The following is a 24,054-nucleotide window of genomic DNA, read 5'->3' as shown; positions in this document are numbered from 1 at the left end:
ACGGATCTCCTTCTCTCACGCTTGCAGCTCGAATGGGTCGATATGCCGAGTATTCACCTGAGGCACCCCGCCGTGGAAGGAGGGTTGCCGACCGGCCAGTCAGGGCTTGGCACCGGTTCTCATTACTCCCCAAAAACGTAACACTTACGACGGCGGCCCGCACCGCCGTCGTCGTCATCTTCCGTAACGGGACACGGCTGAAAGCGGCGCTGCCCCTGTTTCCAGTGACCCGTGCGTGACCCCATCTTGCGGTTACAAAAGACCCTGCCGGGAGGATAATGACGGGAGATGAACCGCTGTAACGCCGGATGAAATCAGGCAGCCGTGAATGGATCGAACGGGAATACAGTCAGTCCCATGCTGCACTTCGGTTGGTTTGTGGGTCACGGCTTCGGCGTCCAGGGCTGGGGCACGCCCGGCTACGGCATCGGCTACGACTGGAAAAAGCCCGCCCTGTACCAGCATGCCGTGCGCGAATTCGAGCGGGCCGGGCTGGACCTGTTCATCATCGAAGACTCCCTCACGGTGCCGGACACCTACGGCGGCAGCGCCGAGGTGTCGCTGGCGCAGGCGTCGTTCGCGCCCAAGCACGATCCGCTGGCACTGGTGCCGTACCTGCTCTCCGCCACGGAACACCTGGGCATTGTTCCCACAGTCAGCGCCTCCTTCTACCCGCCGTTCACCGCGGCACGGCTGCTGGCCACGCTGCAGCATTTCTCCAACGGCCAGGTGGGCTGGAACGTGGTGACCTCCGGCAGCGACCTGGCCGCGCAGAACTACGGCCTGGACCAGCAGATCGAGCACGACCTCCGCTACGAGAAAGCAGAGGAATTCGTGGACGTGGTGCGCAAGCTCTGGCGCAGCTGGGAGCCGGGCGCCATTGTGGAGGACGCGGACGCCGGCGTCTTCGCGGACCATACGAAGGTCCACCCGATCAACCACGACGGCGAGTTCTTCAAGGTCCGCGGACCGCTGAACACCGCGCCGCTACCCGAGGAACCGGTGCTGGTGCAGGCAGGGGCATCCCCGCGCGGCAAGGCGTTCGCGGGCGGGAACGCGGACGTCGCCATCGCGCTGGCCAGGGGTGCGGACGGCATGAAGGCCTACCGGGACTCGATCCGGGCCGAGGCGGCAGCGGCAGGGAGGAACCCCGACGACGTCAAGGTGCTGTTCGTCCTCAAACCCACCGTGGTTGGGTCCCGGGTAGAAGCGGACGAACTCCGGGAGCAGCGGCGCCGGCTCACTCAGCGCGACATCGACAGCCAGCTGAACTCCATCTCCTATCTCTCCGTCATCGACTTCAAACAGTTCGACCTCGACGCCCCGCTCCCCGAACTCACCACGAACAGCAACCAGGGCACCCTGGATCATTTCGCCAAAGCCGGTCCGCCCGGCTCCACGCTGCGCCAGCTCCTGCAGGCGCGCAGCGGCGGCGCCGGGGACAGCATCATCGGCACCGCCGAGGACATTGCGGACTACTTCGAGGAGATGGGGGCCACGGTGGGCGGGGACGGGTTCCTGTTCTCCGGCTTCGTGGACCCGGCCACCGTTCACGGGGTGCTGGACCGCCTGGCGCCCGTGCTGCGGCGCCGCGGGCTGCTCCGGACAAGCTATGGCGACGGCGGCTTCCGCCGGAACCTGCTGGACTTCTAGTCCCATGGGCAACGGCAGCGGAAACTTCCTGATCGGTACGGCGCACCTGCGCGCCAGGGACATCGCCGAGGCCGCGGCTGACCCGGCCGTGAAGTTCGTCCTCAGCACGGACGCCCTGGAACTGATCGGGCGCTCGCGCGAGGTGGTGGAGCAGGCCATCGATTCCGGCCACCGCGTCTACGGCCTCAATACGCTGCTGGGCTCCGGGCGGGACACCGCTGTGGAAGAGAAGTCGATCCTCGCCTACCAGGTGCAGGTGGTGCGGTACCACAACAGCGGCGTCGGGGATCTGCTGGGCGCCGACGAGGTCCGGGCCGTGATCCTGGCGCGGCTGGTGGGCTTCAGCCGCGGCGGCTCCGGAGTCCGGCCGGAAACAGCCCGCTTCTACGCTGACATGCTCAACCGGGGTGTGGTCCCCGCCATCCCGCGCGAAGGATCCGTAGGTTCCGCCGACCTCACCCACCTGGCCGCAGTGGCCGCCGTCGCCATCGGGGAGGGCCAGGCTGTCAGCGCTGACGGGCAGCTGGTGCCCGGCGGGCAGGCGCTGGCCGACGCCGGGCTGGCTCCGCTGGAACTGGCGCCCGGCGAGGCCCTGGCCCTGGTCAGCTCCAACTCCTATTCCATCGGTGTCGGCGCGCTGGTGCTGCACCGCATCCTGCGGCTCGCCGACCTTGCCGACACGGCGCTCGCGCTGTCGCTTGAGGCGACGGCAAGGCATGACGGCGGGGGCAACCTCAGCCCGTTTTCGCCAGCGGTGCAGGCTGCCAAAGCCGTGCACGGTCAGGCGGTCACGGCGGCCCACGTGCTGAGGCTCCTGGAGGGCGGCTGGCTGGAGGACCACACCCGGGAGGTTTCCGTGCAGGACGCGCTGTCCTTCCGGGCGGCGCCCCAGACCCACGGTGCTGTCCGGTGGCAGGTCACTTCTCTGGAAGATGCCCTGGAGGTGGAGCTCAACGGCCGGGGCGACAACCCGCTCACCGACGTCGGCTCCGGGCGGATGGTGTCCGGAGGGAACTTCCAGCCCATGCAGCTGGCCCTGGCATTCGAGGCGCTGCGCCTGGGGCTGGCCCATCTGGGGATCAGCAGCGAACGCCGGATTGCCAAGCTTTACCCGCCGCAGCGCCGGATCCGCCAGCGGCACCTCGAGGCTGCCAGGAACGGAGCCACGCTGGAGCCCGAAGAACTGCCCGGGCTGCTCTGGTATTCGGCGGCCGGCCTGCTGTCCGAGCTCAAGGTCCTCGCGGCGCCGGCCACGCTGGGGGCGCCCACGCTCTCCGCGGACATCGAAGACCACTCCACCCTGGCGCCGCTGGCCCTCCAGTTGCTGGAGCGTTCCGTGGACGCCGCCGGGAAGTTGCTCGCGATCGAGGCTCTGACCGCCGCGTACCTGCTGGGCGGGGCGGAAGCCCGTGCCGTGCGGCCGCTCGGAAAGGGGACTGCCGCCGTCGTCGCCCGTCTGTCCGGCCTCCTGGCCCGGCATCTGCCGGCGGCAGCGCTCGTAGAACAGGCTTCCGTAGAACTGGACGGCTTCCTAGGCGCCGGCTTCCTGGGCGCCGCATTCGACGGCGGCCCAGCCGGCAGCACGGAAAGGCAACGATGAGCATCATGACAGGCAGGCACGCGGTTCAGGCTGCTGATGTTGCGGCGGACGCCGCAGCTGTCCTGGCGCAGGTGGGAAACACGCCGCTGGTGCCGCTGGATGTCCTCTCCAAAGGCCTCGGCAGCACTGTGTACGTCAAGCTCGAATCGGATAACCCGGGAGGCTCCATCAAGGACCGGACGGCCCTGAGCATGGTCCGCGCGGCTGAGCGCAGCGGTGAGCTCCGGCCGGGGGCAACCATCGTGGAGAGCACCTCGGGGAACACCGGGATCGGGCTGGCGCTGATCGGTGCATTGACCGGGCACCCTGTGGTGGTGGTCACCGGGGATACCATCTCATCCGAGAAACTCGCCGCGCTGCACCGTTACGGCGCCAGGGTGGTGGTGACGGACTGGGCCGCGCCGTCGGAGTCGCCGGAGAACGCACGGGCCGTTGCAGCGCGGATCACCGCCGAGAACCCGGGCGCCTGGCGGCCCCAGCAGTTCGACAACCCGGCAAACCCGCGGGCCCACTACGAAGGGACCGCGCCGGAGATCTGGCAGCAGACGGCCGGGAAAGTGACCCATTTCGTGGCCGGAATCGGCACGGGCGGAACCATCAGCGGCAACGGCCGGTACCTGAAGGAAAAGACCGGCGGCCACGTCGAGGTGATCGCCGCGGATCCCGTTGGTTCGGTGTACAGCGGGGGCCATCCCGGGGAGATCCTGGTGGACGGCGTGGGGAACTCCTGGCCGGAAGCCGAGTGGCCCAAAATTTTCGACCGCAGCGTCGTGGACCGCTTCCTCCGCGTTCCGAACAACGAGGTGTACACCACGGAGCACCGGCTGCTGAACGAAGAGGGCCTGTCCCTCGGGCCCTCTTCCGGGCTTGCCGTGGCCGCCGCCCTGAGGGTGGCGCGCGCCGCGCCGCATGGCTCGGTGGTGGTGGCAATAGCGCCCGACGCCGGCAGCAACTATTTGAGCAAGGCTTTCAACCCGGTGTGGCTGGCAGATAACCACATCCATCTGGCAGCGGAATTCGTGGAGGAATAGGCCGCGTGCTTAGCATTACGACTCGGATACAGCTACAGACAGACAGACCGGTCTCGTTGTACGCTTTTGAAACGTTCGTGGTTCCCGCATCCGCGAATCGGCATGCGGTGTTTTCAAGGACGGGTCCCGGGCTCAGCCGGGACCAGCACTTATAAAGGAATAAACCATGTCAATGGATGAGACTTCTTTTCCAGCATTGACCGATGGGGAAACGACTGCGTACCGGGGACCCCAGTCGATCCCGCCTTCGGACGTGAGTGACCCGACGATCCGTGGCCAGGCGTGGAACATCATCGAGTCTGTACTGGATGACGCCACTCCGCAGAGCGAGTGGGCGCGCGAACAGTTGCGCAGCCGGATGGAATCGAACCCGGGGAATCCCGAACGCGCCCTCCTGGAACATTTGATGGCCACGCGGAGCATCACGGGCCAGGAGTCGGACGACTCTGAGGCCAACCTGCCCAGCCCTGACCTGCCCGTGCCCGATGAGGACTACGGCGCTACAGTGCTGTTCACCCGCCGGAGCAGGCGCCGCATAGAGGCCATTCTCGGTGACAGGATGCTCCTCACCGCGTTCCAGCCCATCCACGAACTTTCCACCCGTGACGTCATCGGTGTTGAGGCACTGACACGGTTTGTCAGCGACGACGGCGCCAGCGCGGATCACTGGTTCAACGAGGCAGCGGCCGTGGGCCTCGGGCCCGACCTTGAATTTGCCGCGCTGCAGGCAGCCCTGGTGGCCGCAGAGCAGTTGCCGGAGAACGTCTACGTGGCGCTCAACCTCTCACCGGCCACTTGCCTCGACCCGCGCCTCCGGGCGTTCGTGGAGCACTCCCGGCTGGCAATGGACCGGCTCGTCATTGAGCTGACAGAGCGGCTGGCCGAGGACGAATACGATCCTGTCGTTACGGCACTTGCACCGCTCCGGCTACGCGGACTCCGGGTGGCTGTTGACGGCGCCGGCGCGGGTTTCGGCTCGATGAGCCAGGTCAAGCACCTCAGCCCGGACATAATCAAGCTCGACCGCAACCTCATTGCGGGAATCGACCATGCGGCGGGCCAGAAAACCCTGGGCGCAGCCATGGTGGAGTTTGCCCGGCAGATCGGCGCGGACCTGGTTGCGGAAGGGATCGAAACCCAGGCCGAGCTGACCGCGGTCATGGACCTGGGGATGGCCTTCGGGCAGGGGTACCTCCTGGGCCGCCCATCGGTGCAGCCGCTGGACTGGGCAGCCTGGCGGACCGCCGCCGACGAGGAAGCCTTCACCTCGGGGTCCGGCGGCCCGGCCAACTAGACGCTCTCGCAGTTCCTGCTGTTCATAACGGGACGCTCTGTCGCTTCCTGCTGCCTGGGCTGGGGCGCTCAGGAAATGAGCGAGCGTCGGTATAGTGCCCGCTATGGATGACAAAGCAACTCTGCACAGCTACCTGCGCACCCGGCGTGCGAACCTGCTCGCCAAACTCGACGGGCTGGACGAGTACGACGCGCGGAGGCCACTGACGCCCACAGGTACCAACCTGCTCGGCCTGGTCAAGCATGTGGCCAGCGTGGAACTCGGTTATCTCGGCGAGGTCTTCGGGCGGCCGGCACCGATGGACCTCCCGTGGCTTGACGACGATGCCGAGCCCGACGCCGACCTGTGGGCGCCCGCGGACGAGACCCGGGAGCAGATCATCGAGCTCCACCATTTTTCTGCCGCGCACAGTGACGCCACCATTGACGCGCTGCCGCTGGACGCGCCAGGGGTGGTTCCGTGGTGGCCGGAGGAGCGGAGGCACGTTTCCCTCCACCAGATCCTGGTGCACATGTGCGTGGAAACGGCGCACCACCTGGGCCACGCGGACATCCTCCGTGAGCTCATCGACGGTTCAGCAGGCCAGCGGCCCGGCGACCCCAACCTGACGACGCGCACTTCGGAGGAATGGGCAGCGCACTGCGCCCGCATCGACGCGGCAGCCCGCGCGGCCGCAGACCGAGTGAGAGAGCGTCCGGGGGAAGGCGACGAAAAGTGAGAGAGCGTCCGGGGGGTGGGAGCTCTACTCGATCGTGGCGAACAGCTCGTTGAGTTCGTCGGTCAGCTGCTTCCGCAGGGCGGGTGTGCCGATTTCCTTGCCGTCGATGTGGTTCACGGGGGCCAGCAGCCGGATGCTGGAAATCAGCCACACTGCGTCGGCGTCGAAGAGGTCCCGCGGTTCCAGCGGACCGTAGCCGAGCTCCCAGCCCGCGGCCTTGGCGGCGGCAAAAAGCGCACCTTGTGAGGTGCCCGGCAGGATGCCGCTGTCCAGTTGCGGTGTGATGAGGCGGCGTACTGTTCGGGTGCCGCCGGCGCCGTCGTCGGACGTGTCAAGGTGCGCGAGCAGGACCGTGGACGTGGGGCCTTCCAGGACGCGGCCGTCGGACGACGTGAAGATGACGTCGTCCGCTCCCTGGTTGTGGGCGTGGCGTAGGGCCGCCATGTTCACCGCGTAGGAGAGCGTTTTGGCGCCGAGCAGCAGCCAAGGTGCCCGTTCGCCCACTTCGCTGTCGTAGCCGCGGTCCAGGAGGATGACGTCGATCCCGGTTTCGCGCTGCCTCCGGCCTGCCGCCGGGACTGCCGAAGCCTGGACCCAGCACGTGGGGGCTGCTCCGCCCTCGGCGCCGCGGGTGCAGATCAGCTTTACCACCGTCTCGTCCTCCTCCGGTGTGCCGGCGGGATGCTGGGAGCGGTATTCGGCCACCGCCGTCGCGATGGCCCGGCGCCAGGTGTCCTCGGCGGGGATGGCCAGCTCCAGCGCGCGCGCCGAACCCTGCAGCCGCCGCAGGTGGGCGTCGAGCTTGCGCGGGTTTCCGCCCACGGCCAGCATGGATTCAAACACACCGTCGCCCCGGGTGGCACCCTGGTCCGTGGCCATCAGCTGCGGCTGTGAAGCATCGGCAATCCGGCCGTCGTCGAAGCGGGGATCAAGGAACACGAGAACGGTGGCCGGGGCAGCAGGAGTCATGCCTCAAGCTTATCCTCGGCCCTGGATGCCGGCCGCGGGATAGGCTGTGCTGGATGCCTTTCCGGAACCGGTCCGGCGGGGGAATAACCGTGGGAGTCTGTCTGTGTTGTGGCCGTTTCCGCTGGTGGGCACCGCGCCTTACTGGCTCGTGCTGGCGTTGAGCATTGTTGACCTGATAATCCGGGTGCTGGCGCTGGGCATCATTCCTGGCAACCGCCGCCCTACCACGGCCATGGCCTGGCTACTGGGGATCTTCTTTGTGCCCGCACTCGGCCTGATCCTGTTCCTGCTGTTCGGAAACTTCAAACTCTCCCGCAAGCGCCGGGCCCAGCAGGATGCCGTGAATAAGCGGGTCCGCGCCGGGACGTCCCAGCTGGCCGCCGTCGAAAGCGATTACGACGGCCCGGAATGGGTGGCCTCGGCGGCCGAACTGAACAAGACCCTCGGTTCACTGCCCATGGTGGACGGCAACAGCGTGGAGCTGCTGCCCGGGTACCCCGACTCCATCAAGGCCATGGCCGCCGCCGTCCGTGAGGCCAAAGAGTTCGTCAACGCCGAGTTCTACATCATGAGCACGGACCACATCACTGACGACCTTTTCACGGCCCTGGAAGAGGCGGCGGAGCGTGGGGTCCAGGTCCGTGTGCTGTTCGACCACCTCGGCACCCTGCGGATCAAGGGCTACCGCAAGCTGATCAGGCGCCTCAAAGCGAGCAAGATCCAGTGGCGGCCCATGCTGCCGCTGCGTCCGGTGCACGGCCAGTGGCGCCGTCCCGACCTGCGCAACCACCGCAAGATCATGGTGATCGACGGCGAAATCGCCTTCACAGGCTCGCAGAACCTGATCGAGCCCTCCTACAACAACCCCCGGCACCGCAAGGTGGGTCGCGAGTGGGTGGAGCTCATGGCCTGCCTGCGCGGACCGATTGTCACCACACTCAACGTGGTCTTCGCCACCGACTGGCTCAGCGAGACGGACGAGTCCCTGGAGGACCAGCTGGCCCACCGCCCCGAGATAGCGCCGGGCGCCGTGACTGCCCAGGCCGTGCCCAGCGGCCCCGGCTTCATCACCGAGAACAACCTGCGACTCTTCAACACCCTCATCTACTCCGCCCAGCACAAGATCTCCATCTGCAGCCCGTACTTCGTCCCGGATGATTCGCTGCTTTATGCGGTGACGACGGCGGCGCAACGGGGCGTCGACGTCGAACTTTTCGTCTCGGAAAAGGGGGACCAGTTCCTGGTCCACCACGCGCAGCAGTCGTACTACGAGGCGCTGCTGGAAGCGGGCGTCCGGATCTACCTGTACAAGGCGCCGTTCGTGCTGCACGCCAAGCACTTCACCATTGACGACGAAGTGGCCGTCCTGGGGTCCAGCAACATGGACATGAGGTCCTTCTCGCTGAACCTGGAGGTTTCGGTGATGCTCCTGGGCGCCGACATCGTGGCCAAGATGCGCGCCGTGGAGGACACCTACCGGGGCATTTCCCGTGAGCTGACGCTCGAGGACTGGATGGAGCGCCCCATGGCCGTCAAGTACGTGGACAACGTCGCCCGGCTGACGGCCACGCTGCAGTAGCTCAGCCTGCCGGAGTCAGCCTTCCGGAAACTCCGCGCCAAGCGCAGAGAGGACCCCGTACGCCTTGGTGCGGATTTCGTCGTACTCCTCCTGCGGGGAGGAATCCGCGGTGATGGCACCGCCGACGCCGAGGCTCAGTTCCGAGCCGCCTGCACCATCCGGGCGGATCACCAGGGTCCGGATGGCCACCGCCGTATCCATCGCGCCGCTCAGCGAAAAATAGCCGATGGCGCCCGAATAGACCCCGCGCGGCGCCTCTTCCAGACGGTCCAGGATGGCCATGGTGCTGATCTTCGGCGCCCCCGTCATGGACCCTGCGGGGAAGCATGCGGCCACCGCTTCGGCGCGCGGCAGCCCGGGTTTCAGTTTCGCATCGATGGTGCTGACCATCTGGTGGACCGTGGCATAGCTTTCGATGGCGCAGAGCCTGCTCACGGTGACTGATCCGGCTACGGCGAAGTGGCTCAGGTCGTTGCGGAGCAGGTCCACGATCATGATGTTCTCGGCCCGGTCCTTGGGCGAGGCCTCCAGCTGGCGCCGCAGCTCCTCGTCACGGGCGGGTTCTGCGGCCCTGGGGCGGGTTCCCTTGATCGGCTCGGCGCGCATGGCGCCGTCGGCCGCTATCCGCAGGAAACGCTCCGGTGATGTGCTGGCAACCGTCAGCTCGCCGAACCGCAGGTAGCTGGCGAACGGCGCCGGGTTCTTCCGGCGCAGGGCCAGGTACGTCGCCCAGGCGTCCAGCCCCGGTCCGGCGGGATCGGCCGGAACGTCGGCGCTGACGGCGGTGGTGAGGCAGACCTCGTAGGTGTTCCCCTCGGCAATTTCATGCTGCGCGTCGGCGATCTTGACCTTGTATGCGGTTTCGGTGTCGCGGCCCGTGAACACCGGAGCGGGCTTGGTTCCGGTGCGGACGACCGTGCCCATGGCGCCGCCGACGGCGCCGACCCCGACGACGGTGCCTCCGACGGCGGTGCCTCCGAGAGGATCGGCAGTCGCTGCCGCCGTGACCGCCGAGCGGGCCAGTGCCAGCCACTCCGCGGTGTCGGGGGCCTCCAGGGCGAGGAGCCACACGCTGCCGTCGCGGTGGTCCAGGACCACGGCGCGGCCCGCGAAGATCATGGCGGCGTCGGGGGTTCCCGACGGAACGTCGCTGCCGCCGGTTTCGCGCTTGAGCTCGTAGCCCAAATAGCCCAGCCAGCCGAGAGTGAATTCGCAGGCGTAGCCCTCCGGCGGGCGGAGCGCGCGGCGGCCCCAGACACCGTCGAGCCAGCGGAAGAACGGCCCGGCGGTGGCCACCGTGGCGGTGCCGATGGTCAGCCGGGTTACGCCGGAACGGTGCCGGACGTCCTGGCCGAACCTGCCGCCGTCGTCTGCCAGAATGCTGAAGCGGCTGCGTTCGGCGGGCGTCCCTTCCGTCCGAAGCGAGGAGTCCAGCCACACCGCGTGTGGCGAGCGGCCGTATAGGGTGTGGAAGAGCCGGGCGGCATCAGGCACGCAGTCCAGCCGCTCGGCATGCAGCTGAAGGCCGAGGCGTGCCGAGAGCTCCGGCAACAGCACTGCGGCGAGGGCCGGCAGGTGCAGGAGCGCCTGGAGGACGTCGTCCTGGGCGGTGCCGTCGGCCCGGTTGAGCACCCGGATCTCGGCAAGGTCCGGCACCGGATCCGTTGCCAGCCACTCATCCTCCTGCGCGGCCCACTGGTCCCAGAAGGGTTCGTAGGTGCTGCCGTCGCGTGCCAGCGCCCGGGTGCGGCGGTCATCGTCGGAAGACTCCGACCAGATCACGGCGTCCAGCATCGGACGGGCGGATGCCGCGGCTGCACCCACGCCCTCCACGATCACGATCTCTGCCGGCAGTGTTGTTCGCGCCTGGCCGTCGTAGTGCTTCTCCCAGTCCCAGCTGACCCAGTCAGCAGCTTCGCCGCGGCTCAGCGGAGCCAGGACTGTGGTGACATAGCGCTCGATGCCCGCCGCCAGCCCGTTCCAGCCGGGATAGACGTCCTCCAGATGGAACAGCGAGACCTTGTGGTGCTCCCGCAGCCGGGCGGCAAGCTCGATCGCGAGGGTGGTCTTACCTGCGCCGGACCGGCCATCGATGGCAATGATCACGGGTGCAGGGGTCATGAAATAGAGCGTACCTGCTGCCCGGACCAGTTCTGTTGCTGCAGTTCCTGCCGGGCATGGTCCACGATTCCGGGAACGGCAGCCTTGATGAGGTCCCAGGTGACGTCAAAGTCCGCATGGCCGCCGTACCAGGGGTCTTCGATGCCCTGGTCCAAGAGGTCACGGCCAGCCACTGCCGGATCAAAGCTGCGCAGCATCCGGATCCGGGCCAGCGCCTCGCCGTCAGGGGCCGTCGCCCGCAGCCAGCCGTAGTGGTCCACGTCCAGGGCGAGGATCAGCTGGCGGTCACGGAACCACTCGGGGCGCCACTCCCGCGCAATGTGCCGGTCCGAGGTGAGTTGATGGGCCGCCAGTTTGCGGGCGGCGCGGGGATCGATGGGACGGCCGGACTCATAGGCTGTGGTTCCGGCTGAATCCACGACGACGGTGCCGGCGAGCCCCGCTGCTGCGAAGGCCTCGGCCAGCATCAGCTCGGCCATCGGGGACCTGCAGATATTTCCGGTGCAGACCGCGATGATCCGGTATGGGCTCGACATTGAGGACATGGAGCAAGCATGGGGGATGGTGGCCCCTCTTGGCTAGTCACGGGCCGTCCGCATTACGGACGGGTCATTATTGTTTCGGTTTTTGTCACATCCGGCGGGATTCGGCCGCGTGCGGGAACAGATTGAGGGGCATCTCAGTTATCAGTATGAGGAAAGAAAAATGAGCACTACATGTACTGCACTGGTCATTCCGGTCCGGTTGGGCGATGCCCTGAGGACCGTGGCCATTGATGCGACTACTGACACCCTCCAGCAGCTGGTGGGGGGACACCTTGAATCCGTCAGCCGCGGCGACTGGCACGTCTACCTCAACGCCGAAGGCCACCTGATGAACTTGCCGCCGAACATCCGCGCTGCCCAACTTATCCGCGAGGCGGGGCTTGACCTGTCCGATGCCGCCCGCGGCACCGCTGTGTTCCTGGGCCGGACTGAGCACGGCGGCGAAGCAGACGTTCCGGAGCACTTGCTGCGGCGGGCCGCCGAAATGTTCGGATCCCCGCTGGCTGCCTGAGCCGGATGCCTGCTCAGACGCCAATCAGGCGCGCGGCCAGCGCGTAGATCCCCCAGATGCCGGCGGCCAGGAGAAGGCCGAGATAGCCGAGCACAAGCCTGGTGTCGCGCAGGTAGCAGTTCGACTTCTTCAGGCCCCTCCGGCGTGCTGTCCAGTAGCCTGCGAACCCGATGGCCGCGAACACAGCCAGGGCCACAGGACCGGTCAGCCAGCCCAGCAACGCGATCGTGGCGAAGATGCAGAGGCGGAGCGGATCGAACGGCGCGGCGTCCTGCGGGATGCCGTCCCGGTGGGGCACCAGCTGCGAGGGCAACGGTCCGGCCGCGATGCGCCGGGCGTCTGAATCGGAACTCATCATCAGCCTCCCCGGAGCTGACGCACCGGGAGCAGCTGCTGACCCGTGGCAGTGCTCATCCGTTGCCTGGACAGGGCCGGCCACGCCTGCACTGCGCAGAACGGGGCGCACTGGTGTTCGCCGGCGTCGCTCTTGGTTCCCACGTGGACGCAGCATTGCGTGAGCCGTTCTTCGATCATGGTGGAAATGTCCATAAACGGCTTCACCATGATGCGGGTGACGCGTTCGGCGAGGAGCCTGCGCAGTCGCTGCTGCTGGCCCGGGAGCTTGCCGGCCGCCAGGGTGGTGAGCGTCCCGATGCCCAGGTCGCACTGCGTGCAGATGTTCTTCCAGAGGTCGGCCGTCCGCGGGTGGGAAAGCGATGACTGTTCGCTCAGCAGGTCGAGCAGCGATGACTTCATGAGGCTGCGCAGCTCGAGCGGGATCGCGCTGTCGGCGATGCGGTTGGCGATGCTGTCGGGGTTGAGCTCCAGCCAGGCCAGCAGCTGGTCGTGCCCGATGAGGGCGGTCAGCGACCGCCAGACCCCGGAATCGTCCTTCAGCATGTAGCCCACGGACGCGCAGTGCGGATGCGAGCACGGAAGAGCCGTCAGGTCATGCCACGAGACCACACCGTTGGTTTGCCCGGCCAGCCGTGCAAGGACACCCGTGTGGGTGAGCCGGTCCACGGGGTCGATGCCGTGGCCGCGGCCGGAACCGAACACGGGCTGCAGGGCGACACCACCCACGAACGGGGTCTCCAGCGCCCGCATGACGACATCGCCCACCTCGCCGTCGTTGACACCAAGGGTTGCCGTCATGGTCAGGGTCGTGAAGACGCCCGCCTCGGACAGGCGCGAGATTGCCGCATCCTTGTAGCGGGTCAGATCTCCCCCGCGGTGGTGGATCGACGCCTCCTTGGAGGGGCCGTCGTATTGGAGGTACACCTCCACCCGGTCGCGATGCTTCGTCAGCAAGGCGAGCAGGTCGTCGTCGGTCGCGATCAACATGCCGTTGCTGTTCACCATGATCCGGACGATCGGCCGTGCAACCAGCTCCTCGAGCAGTTCGGCAAGATGGGGATACAGCGTGGGCTCGCCGCCGGACAGCATCAACACATCAAGGCGCCCGTTCTCGCGGGCCAGCCGTGTATCCACATTCGCGAGCACCTCAGTGAGCGGCGCGACCCCCTGCAGCTGCGGGCCGGACGAGGTGAAGCAGGTGGGGCAGCGCAGATTGCAGTGCTCGATGATGTCCTGCAAAAGGATGCACGTGTGCTGGGTCTGCATGGCGGGAAGTCCATAGGCGTACGCCTCGGGCACGGGCCGGTAGTTGTCCGCCTGGTCGGGGACATGCTGTTTGGTGGGTGCCTGCCATTTCTCCAGGTACCGCAGGATTTCGGGGGATTCGTCGTACAGGGTGCGCACCAGGCCGTGGTCGGGGCAGCCGCGTTCGAGCCACACGCGGTCGTCACGGACAAGCAGCACCCCGGACAGGCGCCGCACCTGGGCGAGCGGCGGGTTTGTCTCGTGGCAGCGGGGACAGAACGCCGTGACATACCGGTGGATGCGGTCACCGCGCAGCGGTTGGCCAGGGCCGGGCTCGTCTCGACGCGTCATGGAAGAAGACCTCATCTCAGATTCCTGGTTGAGCGAGGAACCCGACACAGAGTCCCTCGCCGAGCAACGTAAAAATTCCCAGACCAATCAGGAGCCCTGCACCCCATCGGGACGTTCGAGGCCTGAGGGCAAGCAGTATGGACCCCACCAAATAGAGGGCGATCGGGACGAACGTGGCCGGCCCGGCGAGGATGCTGTTGGACCATGCGTAGGGTCCGCCTACGGCGATTAACCCGCCGAAATAGATGGCATAGAGCGCCATGGTTCCGAACAGTATTCCGAGTCCCATAGAGCCGCGCTTTGGCTGTTGCGGCGGCCCGCCCTGGTATTCCGGCGGGGGTGGGTTCCGGGGAACCTCGGGGTTGTCCTCGCTCATGCCACTCTTCCCTTCAACGCAGGACGGACCGGTCTCCCGAACACCCGCCGCATCCGCCAGGCCAACAGCGGGAGGACCGCCAGCAGGAACCACTGGGGGCGGCTCATCCCCAGCCAGAGCACCTCGTTGCCGCGGACAAACTCCACCCCGAACCTGAACAGCGCGTAGGAGGTCACGTAACAGATGAAAAGGTCCCCGGGGTGCGCGAGGCGATCGCGAAAGCGCCACATGACGGCGAACGCAATGGCATGGAACACGATCTCGTACGCAAAGGATGGATGGAGCCCTGCTCCGGCGGGCCCGCCGATCAACGCAGCCTGCCCGGGCGTGAGTACGATTCCCCACGCCCCGCCGGTCGGAGTGCCGGGCAGTTCGGTGAGGAGGCACCCCCCGCGCCCGAGAACCAGCGCCAGTGCGACCGACGGTGCAAGCAGGTCACCGGTGGATTTCCGGTAGCCTGTCAGCCGTTTGCCCAGATGGACCCCGAACCATGCCCCGACCAGGCCGGCGAGGATGCTGCGGTCGCCGTTGCCCCACCAGTCGGCCAGGGAGACTTGTCGGGAAACATCCCACGTGAGCAACCGGGAGCCGATTGCCCCGAAGGCCACAGCGAAACCGGCAATGGGCCAGAGCCGGGGATCAGTAAGGCCGCGGCGGCGCTTCTCATAGGCGTAAAACAACAGGGCCGCGAAGATTCCCAGCCCTGTCAGAACGCCGTGCACAAGCCCATCTCCCGCGAAGGGAAGCCCGATCATGAGCAGAGTGTAACAGCGGGGGCTCAGGCTGCTTTGACCACGGGTAGCTCATCCCAGTGAGTCGTGTATCTGGGCGAGAGCATGGTGCGTTGCATGGACCAGTCCGGGCCTCCCCGGATGCCTGCGTGTCCCAGCCCCACGGAACCCCTGCCGTACCGGCGGCTGATGTCTTCCAGCAGTGTTCCGATGCCGCGTTCCTCGTGCGGGTTCGCAAAGGCCGGCAGCGGCGACTGCTGCCCCGTGGGCCTCAGGTCGGTGACCATGATGCCCGCACGGACGTACCTGGTGCCTTCCTGGATCCGGGGCAGCAGGGTGTGCGAGGCGCGGGTCAAAAGCACGGGATCCGCGGTGGGCATCGGCAGCGTCACGCAGACCGAGGGATAGGACGTGTCCTGGGGGTTGTAGTGCGATGTGCCGGCGAAAGCGGTGAGGACCTTGGCCTGCAGCCCGTGCTTGGCCAGGCGGGCGCTGGCCTGCTGGGCATAGACACTCATGACCTGCCGCAGGTCCCCCGCGGTGGTGATAGGCGTGGAAAATGACCGGCTGAAGATGAGCTGGTCACGTCCAATCCGCTCTTCTTCCAAGGGAATGCACGCAGTGCCCTGCAGTTCCAGGACAGTGCGCATCAGCACCACTGAGAAGCGGTCCCGGATCCGAACCGGATCGGCGCGGGCAAGGTCCAGGATGGAGTGGATGCCCATCCCGTTCAGGCGCTTGGTGAGCCGGGTGGCCACGCCCCAGAGCTCGATGACGGACAGCCGGGCCATCAGTGCTTCGCGGGCAGGTGCCGGCATGGAGTCCCAGTGGCACACGCCGTTGAGGCCCGGGTTGTTTTTCGCCCATTTGTTGGCCAGCTTCGCGAGGGTCTTGGTGCCGGCTATTCCCACGCAGACCGGGACTCCGACGTTGCGGCGGACAGCGGACTTGATGGTTTGTCCGAGCCGCAGTAGTTCGTCCGGGGTGCCTTTGACTCCCAGGAAAGCTTCGTCGATGCTGTAAACCTCCAGCCAGGCCGAGTAGCGGGACAGCAGCTCCATGACGCGGGCGCTGATGTCCCCGTACAGCTCATAGTTGCTGGATTTTGCCACCAGTCCCCATTCCTTGGCGCGGGGAGCGATCTTGAACCATGGTTCTCCGACGCTGATCCCAAGTGCCTTGGCTTCGGGGGACCGGGTGACCGCGCAGCCGTCGTTGTTGGACAGGACGACCAGGGGGCGGCCTTCGAGCGATGGATCGAATGCCCGTTCGGCGGAGGCGTAGAAGCAGTTGACATCCACCAGGGCGATCTGCCGGATGGTGCCCGCTGCCCGCGTCTCATACCTTTCCGGCGTCTCAGACATGGTGCAGGCACCGTGTGGCCACGCCCCAGATGACCAGGTCAGACAACGCTGGAACCCGGAGGTCCGGATACCGGGGGTTGTCTGCCTGAAGCAGTACTCCGGATGCTGTGATCCTGAGCCGTTTGATGGTCAGCTCGCCGTCCAGGACAGCAATGACCACCGAACCGTCTGTGGGGCGGAGGGCGCGGTTGACGATCAGTTCGTCGCCGTCGCTGATCCCGGCTCCTTCCATCGAATCCCCGGACACCCGCACGATGTACGTGCTGGTGATGTCCTTGATGAGGTGTTCATTGAGGTCGATTCTGCCGTCAAAGTAGTCCTGCGCCGGCGAGGGATAGCCCGCTGCGACCGGCACTGGAGAGATCAGCACTGACAGCAGGGACGTGCCCGCATCTATCACACGGGGACCGATAACTATGCCCACAACACACCCTTATTCGAATATATGTTCGATAGATTCAGTGTAGACCCTGGCCCGGACTCCTGCCCGTCCAGTTCATTCCGGGCGCGTCACGTTAGGCGATATCAATCCAGTAGCGGCGTTTGCCGTTGCGGGTGTCCTCGTAGGCGCCGTCGTTCTTTTCGATGGTCGCCCGGGAGCCAACGTTACTGACATCGCACGTGAGAAGGACCCGTGGGATTCCCAGTTCCCGGGCAATCGGCAGGGCGTGGGCCAGCGCGCTGGCTGCGTGGCCGCGACGCCTTGCGGAAGGCCGTACGCTGTAGCCGATGTGCCCGCCCTCGTTGAGGAGGAAATCGTTCAGTTCGTGCCTGATGGCCAGCGAGCCAAGGAATGTATCGCCCTCTACGATCCACAAGTACGTGCAGGGCACGTGCCCAGGCTTTCGCGGGCTCTCCGGCAAAGCATCCGCTACGAGCGCGTCGACAAAGCGGCGGAACGACCCGGCGTCCCTGAGTTCTTCCAGGGGCCAGTCCTCCGCGCCGCCGCCGTCCCGGCGGGCGCCGCCGAATTCTGCGGATCCCTCCAGCCAGGAGGATTGGTAGCTTTCGTCCGGAGCGATGAGGAGAGGCATCACAAGATCGTATTCGACTGCCACCGCAACGTCCGCTAACTGACGTTCGGAGATTGAGCGTTAGCGCTTCAGCGGGTTACCCGATAGCGCACGTGGGTGACAAGGCTGGTCCCGCTCACTTCCGTCGGCTCAAGGTTGAGGTTCCCGACGCCGTCCAGCAGCCGCTCGCCTGCTCCCAGGACAATGGGTGCGATGTGGAGGCGCAGCTCGTCGATCAGCCCCGCTGAAAGGTACTGGCGGGCGGTCTGTGCTCCGCCGGCAATGGCGATGTCCTTGCTGCCGGCGGCCTTCCGCGCCTGGTCCAGCGCCGATTCGATCCCGTCGGTCACGAAGTTGAATGTCGTCCCGCCCTGCATCTCCAGGGGCTCGCGTGGATGATGGGTGAGTACGAATACCGGTGCGTGGTAGGGCGGCTCCTCGCCCCACCATCCCCGCCAGTCCTCACCCCACGCCCCGGGCCCGGGCCCTGCGAACATGTTCCGTCCCATGATGAAGGCGCCTGCCGCGAGGATGCCTTCGCGCGCCGCTACGTTGGACTCGGCTTCTTCGAACTGCCACCTGTGCAGGAGCTCTCCGCCTTCGCCCAGAGGTTCCGCCAGGCTTTGGTTCGGTCCGGCGAGGAACCCGTCAAGGGAGATGGTCAGATCGCATGTGACTTGGCTCATGCGCCCATGCTACTGGCGGGTGCCAGTAGACGCGATGGTGTGCCCCCGCGCAAAAGGCCCCCGCCCGGAAAATATCCGGGCGGGGGCCTTGGCGGTTCAGGCCAGGCGGCCGGGGTTAGCGGGCCGAAGCCGACTGCAGCGACGCTTCCCGGACGGCCCAGGCGGCGTAGCTGCCGTCGAGCTCCACGACGTCGTACCCGGCGTGGCGCAGCGTGCTGGCCGCGACGGAGCTGCGGACGCCGCTCTGGCAGTAGGTCACGATGGTGCCGCCCGTGGGGAGCTGGTCCAGGTTCCAGAGCACCCGGCCGCCGCTCAGCTGCTCGGAGCCGGGGATGTGCCCGGCCGTGTGTTCGGTACGGTTGCGGACGTCGAGGACAACTGCGGCGTCGAAGCCTTCGAGTTCCTCGGGCTGGACCAGGCGCGGCGTCGCTGCGGGCAGCCCGTCGAGGCTGGTCACGTAGCCGCCCACGTTGTCGATTCCGACGCGGACCAGGTGGTCCCACATCTCCTGGGCCTGCTCCTGTCCCGAAGCCAGCAGCACCAGCGGACGGCTGTCCCGTTCCGGGTCAACGGCCCATGCGCCGAAGCTCGCAACGGACTTGCCGGCGGGGATGTTCAGGGCGCCTGCCACGGTGCCCTTGTGCACCTCGGTGTTGGGTCGGGTATCCACGAAGGTCAACTTGTTTGCCGCCAGGTCACGGGCGACGGCGGCAGTGTCCAGTTCCGCGAGCGGGGCGCGTTCGCCCATGACGGCCGGGCCTTGGCGGTTCTGGCGCTTCATGCGGCCGAAATAGGCGTGCGCGTCCGGCTGTCCGTCGAGCAGTTCGTCGATGAAGCCCTGCTCGTCGTTGGCGGCCAGGTAGGGACCCCACCACGCGTACAGCCGCTCGTAGCCGACCGTCGACGACGGGATGGCGCCGAGGGCCTTGCCGCAGGCGCTGCCGGCGCCGTGCCCCGGGTAGACCTGGACGAAGTCGGGCAGTGTAAGGAACTTGTCACGCAGGCTGGTAAACAGCTGCTTCGCGCCTTCGAAGCGGGTGTCCACGCCGCCTGCGGCCTCATCCAGGAGGTCGGGGCGTCCAAGGTCGCCGGAGAACACGAAGTCGCCGGAAAGCAGGTATCCGGGTTCGGAGCTGAACGCGCCGTCGGTGATCAGGAAGGACAGGTGTTCCGGCGTGTGTCCCGGGGTGTGGAGCGCCTGGACGGTGATGTTGCCGATGGTGATCTTGCTGCCGTCGAACAGGCGCTCGCCGTCGAACCCGTACTGCCAGTCCGGGCCGCCTTCGCCGGAGACGTAAATTTTGGCGCCCGTTGCGGCAGCCAGTTCGCGGGTGCCTGAGAGGTAGTCGGCGTGGATGTGGGTCTCCGTGACAGCCACAATCTTCATGCCGTTGGCTGCGGCGAGGGAGCGGTAGGTGTCGATGTCACGGCGGGCGTCGACAACAACTGCCTCACCCTTCCGCTGGCAACCGATGAGGTAGCTGGCCTGTGCGAGGTCTTCGTCGTAGATGCGCTCGAGAAGCATGGGGTTCTCCTTCGTGAAAGTTTGTGGGTTCCTGGCTGGTTCCCCGTTGGTCTACTCAAAATCATAATACCCCTGGGGGTATATTCAAAAATGGTCTGCCGCCGTGGTTTCCCAACCCTCGGCGGGTGGCGCGGGCACGCCATTTCGCTAGCTTTTCCACTATCGATACCCACAGTCCGGTCGTCAGGACTGCTGCCGCGCTGCCTGCGCACGGACTGCGGCCATGTCCAGGTTCTTGATGCCTTGGATCACCTGTTCCAGCCCTGCCTCGTTGAGGGCGCCGGGCTGGGAGAAGACCAGCGTCTTGTCCCGGAAGGCCATCAGCGTGGGGATGGACGTGATGCCGGCGGCGGCCGCCAGGGCCTGCTCGGCTACCGTGTCCACCTTGGCAAAGGTGACGTCCGGGTGCTTCTGGGAGGCGGCGTCGTAGGTGGGAGCGAACATGCGGCAGGGGCCGCACCAGCCGGCCCAGAAGTCGATGAAGACAATGTCGTTGTCCTCAAGCGTCCGGGCAAGCGATTCTTCCGTGATGTCGATGGTTGCCATGGCTGAATTCCTTACGTGTGGCTGGCGGGGCGGGGTAGGGGTTGTGGCTGCGGATGAGGCAGGTCGGTTAGGCCGCGGGGAGTCCTGCCCGGCTCCAGGCGATCATGCCGCCGGCCATCGTGTCGGCGCTGAATCCGGCGGCGTTGAGGGCATCTGCCACCCGGGCGCTGCGGTTGCCGCTGCGGCAGACCACAATGACGTGAACTTCGGGGTCCAGTTCGGACAGGCGGGCCTGCAGCTGCCCCATGGGGATGTGCAGGGCGCCGGGGATCATGCCTTCGATGACTTCGAAGTCTTCGCGGACGTCGAGGATTTGTGCACTGGCGCGCTGCTGCTCGGTTTCGGTGACGGTGATTTCTGCCATGGCGGGTTCCTTTCCGGAGTGTGTGTTGAGTGTTTAGCGGACCGGTTCGCCGGCCTGGCGCCAGGCCCCGATGCCGCCGCGGAGCGAATACGCCTCGTAGCCTTGGCTGGCGAGCAGCCGCGCGGCTGACGCCGAGCGGACTCCCGACTGGCACATCGCGACGACTGGCCGGCCCTTCTGCAGGCCGGATGCGCCGGTCTGCAGCCTGTCCAGAGGCAGGTGCTTGGCCTGTGGTGCGTGTCCGCTCCGCCATTCCTGCGCGGAACGGACGTCAATCAGTACCGCCCGGGAGGCGAGGAGCTCCTTGGCTTCGGCCACTGAGACGGTTTTATAGGGTTTGCTGAAAGCCTTCTTCAGCGCGTCGATCAGGCCCATGAGGTTCTCCTTTTTGTGGGGTCGGGCGGGATGGGGGCGGGGCCGGCGGATACCGGTCAGGCTGTGACGGTGCTTGCAGTGACCCAGGCGGCTACGGCGAAAATCAGAACAGCGAACGAGACGCGGACGTGCCTGTCCTTGAGGAAACGTGCCAGACGCGCTGCGGCGAGTGAGCCGAGGATTGCGGGGACCGTGAAGGCCAGGGCTGTTGACCACTCAATGGTGAAGCCGGCGGCGTGGGCTCCGAAGCCCGCCGCGGAGTTGATGACAATGATGGCCAGGGACGATGCGACGGCCTGCTTCATGCGCAGCCCCAAGAAGAGGGTGAGAGCCGGCGTGATGAGAAATCCGCCGCCGACTCCCAGCAATCCGGTGAGGAAGCCGACCAGCAGTCCGACTCCGACCGCCTTGGGGGCGCAGGAGCGGAAGGCCCGGGTGGGTCCGGTGCTGCACGTTCCCTCTACCTCGCTGGTGCGCATCAGCATGCGGATGCCGGCAACCACCATGATGCCCGCGAAGGCGAGCATCAATACGTTCGGATCCAGGAGGCGACCCACGGCCGCGCCTCCCCATGCCGCAGGAATGCCGGCGGCGCCGACCAGTAGGACAACGGGCCAGTTGATGCCTTCGCGGAACCGGGGCAGGAGTGCTGCCAGCGAAGAGAGGCCGACCACCAGCAGGGAGGTGGGGATGGCCTCCGAGGGGCTCAGGCCCACTCCGTAGACCAGGGCCGGGACGGCGATGATTGACCCGCCGCCCCCGACCACCCCGAGCACAATCCCAACGAGCAGCCCCAGTGCCAAGGCTGGAATCATGCCGCCTGTGTCCGGTCCGGTTCGGTCTGCTCTGCCGCAGCGGGCAGCTGCAGAATGGCGGATTCGCGGGTAGGCTCCTTCGCCGCCTTGTTCCACGGCATGGCCGAGATCGCTTGGCCCATGGCGCAGGTGTTGGTCGCGGCCGAGAAGGTCAGGCCCGTGCCGATGGCGCCCGCGAGCAGGCGGATCTTGGGCGAGACGAATTTCCCGCCGGCCAGGCCCAGCACCACGAGGGAACCGGCAGCAAGGCGGACCTGGCGCTCAAGGTCCCAGCGGGCCTTGCCGCGGACAACGTCGCCGCCGGCAGCCGCGAAGCCCGGCACGCCGCCGGTCAGGACATAGGCGGCGCCGATGCCGGCTCCGCCGAGGCGCTGCCGTGCCTGCTCAGCCCGTGCGCCTGACTGGCACACGAGCACTACGCGGCTTCCCAGCCGGGTGGCCAGTTCGTCGGTGTGCTCGGAGAGCAGCGGGAGCGGAACGTTGTATGAGCCGCGGATGTGCAGGGACTGGAATTCTGCGGCCGAGCGCACGTCGATCACCACGAGGTCCTTGTGTTCCTGAAACCAGCTCTGCAGCGTTTCCGGATCCAGGGCGGTGACTGCGGGGGCAGCCGGTGAAGCGGAGGGGCGTGTCATGGATGTCCTTTCAAGACGGATCAGACGAAAGCTGAATACCCCACCGAGTATTACAGATACCCCCGGGGGTAGTCAAAAACACCCCTGGGGGTATAGCCTTGAACTCTGGCAACCCCTTATCCGGAGGCATTATGGAACTCGATTCAACCGACCTCACCCCGGTCATCAACCGGCTCAAGCGAGCCCAGGGGCAGCTGTCTGCCGTGACCCGAATGCTGGAGGAGGGGCGCGATTGCACAGACATCGTCACCCAGCTCGCGGCGGTCTCTAAGGCGCTGGACCGTGCGGGGTTCGCCATCATTGCCAGCGGGCTTGAGCAATGCATTGTCCGAAAGGACGCAAGCATGAACACGAAAGACCTGGAAAAGCTCTTCCTGTCCCTGGCATAAGCCTCATTCAAACCGCCAACCGCCAATGCAAAGCCATTCGCCAATACAAATAGGAGACCCCATGACCTACACCCACACCGTGACCGTCCCGCTGTCCTGGAGCGACGCCGTCGAACGGACGCGTGAAGCGCTCGCGGGACAAGGGTTCGGCATTCTCTCGGAGATCAATGTCCGCGCGACCTTCGAGGCCAAGCTTGGCGCCGACGCTGCCGAAGCGCTCGGCGACTACGTCATCCTGGGCGCCTGCAACCCTGCCCTGGCCAGCCGTGCGCTTGCCGCCGAACCGGACCTCGGCGCGCTGTTGCCGTGCAATGTTGTGGTGCGCCGCGGCAAGGGTGCGGAGGTGACCACCATCCAGGCCATAGATCCGCAGACCATGGTGCAGCTCAGCGACAGCCCGGAAGTGCACGAAGTGGCAAACGACGCCGATGCCCGGCTGCGTGCCGCGCTGGCCGACCTGGATGCGCAAACGGCGGCGGAAATCGGCTCAGGACAGGTGGTCCCAGGCGTGGGCTGAGGTTATTTTCGTCACGCTTTCTGCGTCCTGCCGGGATCCTGCATTCGCTGCCTTCATACTGAGATTGACGCGGTGATGTCCGGCGCCAAATGAGTCAGGAGGAAGAGCATTGAACACTGTGATGACCGTAGTGACAAACGAGTATTTCCCTGCTGCGGCGGTGCTCTTTGGCGTAGTGCTTTTCTGGACGGTCGCCTTCTTCGGCGGCCTGTCACTTCTCAGTACCAACCAGCCGCCGATTGCAACACTTACGTGGCTGCTCTTCGTCTACGCCGCGGCCGTTCTTTCGCCGCTCGCGGGGCTCCTGGCCATGGTTGACCTCGTCCGCCGCTGGTGGCGCAACCGCTCGGCCCGTGCAGCCGGCCGCGTGGCCGGGACCAAGTCTGCCTGACAGAACCAAGGGAAAACGGGTAGCGTCCACTCGCACGCGGCGGGTCGTAATCTCCTAAAATTGTTATGGGGCCGGCGGCGAAAAGCCCGCTGAGACCCGGGCTGTCCCCAGTCGCCGTCGGCCCTTTCGAACGGCGTGATTACGCTGCGGGGCGGGATGCCCGGCGGTCGAGCGGCGCCAATTTTCCCGCGCCGCTCACCTGCATTGCGCGTCCGCCCACTGGGCTGCCTGATTCGCCGGCGCGACCCCTGTCTGTAGGCGGTCCGCGCAAGCCCCATTCGGGCGGTCTTCGTTCAGCCACAGGTCTATCGGCTGCCGTCGCCATTTCCTTCTTCGCGGCCCGTTCCCTTTCC

General features: G+C 66.5%; 27 protein-coding genes and 1 riboswitch. Of the genes, 10 read left to right on the top strand and 17 right to left on the bottom strand.

What is annotated here, in order from left to right; genetic code table 11:
• Nucleotides 1-12 precede the first annotated feature (12 nt).
• Nucleotides 13-127: riboswitch (SAM riboswitch) on the bottom strand.
• A gap of 230 nt (nucleotides 128-357) precedes the next feature.
• From ASF98_RS22210 to ASF98_RS22190, 5 genes are all read left to right on the top strand, one after another.
• A complete protein-coding gene (locus tag ASF98_RS22210; RefSeq protein WP_235506129.1) occupies nucleotides 358-1,653 on the top strand; it encodes an NtaA/DmoA family FMN-dependent monooxygenase in 1,296 nt (431 codons plus the stop codon).
• 4 nt (nucleotides 1,654-1,657) lie between these two features.
• Entirely contained in the window at nucleotides 1,658-3,253 is a 1,596-nt protein-coding gene (locus ASF98_RS22205) for an aromatic amino acid ammonia-lyase (RefSeq protein ID WP_055806991.1), read from the top strand.
• Nucleotides 3,250-4,284 carry a PLP-dependent cysteine synthase family protein gene (locus tag ASF98_RS22200; protein ID WP_055806988.1) on the top strand — a complete coding sequence of 345 codons (1,035 nt, stop codon included), beginning with the start codon at nucleotides 3,250-3,252 and terminating at the stop codon, nucleotides 4,282-4,284. The genes ASF98_RS22205 and ASF98_RS22200 overlap by 4 nt, the downstream gene beginning before the upstream one ends.
• 253 nt (nucleotides 4,285-4,537) lie before the next feature.
• A complete protein-coding gene (locus ASF98_RS22195; protein WP_235506128.1) occupies nucleotides 4,538-5,578 on the top strand; it encodes an EAL domain-containing protein in 1,041 nt (346 codons plus the stop codon).
• Nucleotides 5,579-5,681: 103 nt separating this feature from the next.
• Nucleotides 5,682-6,296: a DinB family protein gene (locus tag ASF98_RS22190; RefSeq protein WP_055806983.1), complete on the top strand. Its 615-nt coding sequence runs from the start codon at nucleotides 5,682-5,684 to the stop codon at nucleotides 6,294-6,296.
• A 24-nt stretch (nucleotides 6,297-6,320) separates the two neighbouring features.
• Here the strand turns inward: ASF98_RS22190 and ASF98_RS22185 are convergent, their stop codons facing one another.
• A complete protein-coding gene (locus ASF98_RS22185) occupies nucleotides 6,321-7,265 on the bottom strand; it encodes an aminodeoxychorismate lyase (protein ID WP_055806979.1) in 945 nt (314 codons plus the stop codon).
• A 103-nt stretch (nucleotides 7,266-7,368) separates the two neighbouring features.
• Here ASF98_RS22185 and cls point away from each other — a divergent pair, with 103 nt between their 5' ends.
• Nucleotides 7,369-8,844 carry a cardiolipin synthase gene (gene cls / locus ASF98_RS22180; protein WP_200939437.1) on the top strand — a complete coding sequence of 492 codons (1,476 nt, stop codon included), beginning with the start codon at nucleotides 7,369-7,371 and terminating at the stop codon, nucleotides 8,842-8,844.
• Nucleotides 8,845-8,859: 15 nt separating this feature from the next.
• Here cls and ASF98_RS22175 read toward each other — a convergent pair whose 3' ends face one another.
• Together ASF98_RS22175 and ASF98_RS22170 are read right to left on the bottom strand one after the other, a co-directional pair.
• Nucleotides 8,860-10,965 carry a chorismate-binding protein gene (locus ASF98_RS22175; protein WP_055806977.1) on the bottom strand — a complete coding sequence of 702 codons (2,106 nt, stop codon included), beginning with the start codon at nucleotides 10,963-10,965 and terminating at the stop codon, nucleotides 8,860-8,862.
• Nucleotides 10,962-11,510: a low molecular weight protein-tyrosine-phosphatase gene (locus tag ASF98_RS22170; protein WP_055806975.1), complete on the bottom strand. Its 549-nt coding sequence runs from the start codon at nucleotides 11,508-11,510 to the stop codon at nucleotides 10,962-10,964. The genes ASF98_RS22175 and ASF98_RS22170 overlap by 4 nt, the downstream gene beginning before the upstream one ends.
• Before the next feature lie 160 nt (nucleotides 11,511-11,670).
• Between ASF98_RS22170 and ASF98_RS22165 the strand changes: the two genes are divergently transcribed.
• Entirely contained in the window at nucleotides 11,671-12,021 is a 351-nt protein-coding gene (locus ASF98_RS22165) for a DUF3846 domain-containing protein (protein ID WP_055806972.1), read from the top strand.
• A gap of 13 nt (nucleotides 12,022-12,034) precedes the next feature.
• On the opposite strand, the gene ASF98_RS22160 is transcribed toward ASF98_RS22165, so the two are convergent.
• The 14 genes from ASF98_RS22160 to ASF98_RS22095 all read right to left on the bottom strand — a co-directional run bounded on the left by ASF98_RS22160 (nucleotide 12,035) and on the right by ASF98_RS22095 (nucleotide 22,404).
• Nucleotides 12,035-12,376, bottom strand: coding sequence for a hypothetical protein (locus tag ASF98_RS22160; RefSeq protein ID WP_055806969.1), 342 nt, complete (start codon nucleotides 12,374-12,376; stop codon nucleotides 12,035-12,037).
• A 2-nt stretch (nucleotides 12,377-12,378) separates the two neighbouring features.
• Entirely contained in the window at nucleotides 12,379-13,974 is a 1,596-nt protein-coding gene (locus tag ASF98_RS22155; RefSeq protein ID WP_055807167.1) for a radical SAM protein, read from the bottom strand.
• A gap of 16 nt (nucleotides 13,975-13,990) precedes the next feature.
• Nucleotides 13,991-14,350 (bottom strand): hypothetical protein, encoded by a 360-nt coding sequence (locus ASF98_RS22150; protein ID WP_055806966.1) that lies wholly within the window; start codon nucleotides 14,348-14,350, stop codon nucleotides 13,991-13,993.
• The gene (locus tag ASF98_RS22145) at nucleotides 14,347-15,105 is read right to left on the bottom strand and encodes a prolipoprotein diacylglyceryl transferase (RefSeq protein WP_055806963.1); all 759 of its coding nucleotides are present in this window, start codon (nucleotides 15,103-15,105) and stop codon (nucleotides 14,347-14,349) included. Before ASF98_RS22145 ends, ASF98_RS22150 begins: the two co-directional genes overlap by 4 nt.
• Before the next feature lie 23 nt (nucleotides 15,106-15,128).
• Nucleotides 15,129-16,445, bottom strand: coding sequence for a Y-family DNA polymerase (locus ASF98_RS22140; protein WP_200939436.1), 1,317 nt, complete (start codon nucleotides 16,443-16,445; stop codon nucleotides 15,129-15,131).
• Entirely contained in the window at nucleotides 16,438-16,869 is a 432-nt protein-coding gene (locus ASF98_RS22135) for a LexA family protein (RefSeq protein WP_055806960.1), read from the bottom strand. Before ASF98_RS22135 ends, ASF98_RS22140 begins: the two co-directional genes overlap by 8 nt.
• A 91-nt stretch (nucleotides 16,870-16,960) precedes the next feature.
• Nucleotides 16,961-17,479, bottom strand: a complete 519-nt coding sequence (locus ASF98_RS22130) for a GNAT family N-acetyltransferase (protein ID WP_055807161.1) — start codon at nucleotides 17,477-17,479, stop codon at nucleotides 16,961-16,963.
• 68 nt (nucleotides 17,480-17,547) lie between these two features.
• The gene (locus ASF98_RS22125; protein WP_055806958.1) at nucleotides 17,548-18,144 is read right to left on the bottom strand and encodes a dihydrofolate reductase family protein; all 597 of its coding nucleotides are present in this window, start codon (nucleotides 18,142-18,144) and stop codon (nucleotides 17,548-17,550) included.
• A gap of 115 nt (nucleotides 18,145-18,259) precedes the next feature.
• Nucleotides 18,260-19,669 carry a rhodanese-like domain-containing protein gene (locus ASF98_RS22120; protein ID WP_055806955.1) on the bottom strand — a complete coding sequence of 470 codons (1,410 nt, stop codon included), beginning with the start codon at nucleotides 19,667-19,669 and terminating at the stop codon, nucleotides 18,260-18,262.
• Between the two features lie 183 nt (nucleotides 19,670-19,852).
• Nucleotides 19,853-20,215, bottom strand: a complete 363-nt coding sequence (locus ASF98_RS22115; RefSeq protein ID WP_055806952.1) for a thioredoxin family protein — start codon at nucleotides 20,213-20,215, stop codon at nucleotides 19,853-19,855.
• A gap of 67 nt (nucleotides 20,216-20,282) precedes the next feature.
• Nucleotides 20,283-20,579 carry a rhodanese-like domain-containing protein gene (locus tag ASF98_RS22110; protein ID WP_055806949.1) on the bottom strand — a complete coding sequence of 99 codons (297 nt, stop codon included), beginning with the start codon at nucleotides 20,577-20,579 and terminating at the stop codon, nucleotides 20,283-20,285.
• A gap of 33 nt (nucleotides 20,580-20,612) precedes the next feature.
• Nucleotides 20,613-20,954, bottom strand: a complete 342-nt coding sequence (locus ASF98_RS22105) for a rhodanese-like domain-containing protein (protein ID WP_055806946.1) — start codon at nucleotides 20,952-20,954, stop codon at nucleotides 20,613-20,615.
• Between the two features lie 56 nt (nucleotides 20,955-21,010).
• The gene (locus ASF98_RS22100; protein ID WP_055806943.1) at nucleotides 21,011-21,769 is read right to left on the bottom strand and encodes a sulfite exporter TauE/SafE family protein; all 759 of its coding nucleotides are present in this window, start codon (nucleotides 21,767-21,769) and stop codon (nucleotides 21,011-21,013) included.
• The gene (locus ASF98_RS22095) at nucleotides 21,766-22,404 is read right to left on the bottom strand and encodes a rhodanese-like domain-containing protein (RefSeq protein WP_055806941.1); all 639 of its coding nucleotides are present in this window, start codon (nucleotides 22,402-22,404) and stop codon (nucleotides 21,766-21,768) included. Before ASF98_RS22095 ends, ASF98_RS22100 begins: the two co-directional genes overlap by 4 nt.
• A gap of 131 nt (nucleotides 22,405-22,535) precedes the next feature.
• Between ASF98_RS22095 and ASF98_RS22090 the strand changes: the two genes are divergently transcribed.
• The 3 genes from ASF98_RS22090 (at nucleotide 22,536) to ASF98_RS22080 (ending at nucleotide 23,701) form a co-directional block, all read left to right on the top strand.
• The gene (locus tag ASF98_RS22090) at nucleotides 22,536-22,793 is read left to right on the top strand and encodes a metal-sensitive transcriptional regulator (RefSeq protein WP_055806938.1); all 258 of its coding nucleotides are present in this window, start codon (nucleotides 22,536-22,538) and stop codon (nucleotides 22,791-22,793) included.
• Between the two features lie 61 nt (nucleotides 22,794-22,854).
• Nucleotides 22,855-23,310 (top strand): DUF302 domain-containing protein, encoded by a 456-nt coding sequence (locus ASF98_RS22085; RefSeq protein WP_055806935.1) that lies wholly within the window; start codon nucleotides 22,855-22,857, stop codon nucleotides 23,308-23,310.
• Nucleotides 23,311-23,428: 118 nt separating this feature from the next.
• Nucleotides 23,429-23,701 (top strand): hypothetical protein, encoded by a 273-nt coding sequence (locus ASF98_RS22080; protein ID WP_235506134.1) that lies wholly within the window; start codon nucleotides 23,429-23,431, stop codon nucleotides 23,699-23,701.
• The last annotated feature ends 353 nt before the right edge of the window (nucleotides 23,702-24,054 follow it).

Source organism: Arthrobacter sp. Leaf337, from assembly GCF_001423745.1.
GTDB lineage: Bacteria > Actinomycetota > Actinomycetes > Actinomycetales > Micrococcaceae > Arthrobacter.
This window is presented reverse-complemented; position numbering and strand designations above follow the sequence as displayed.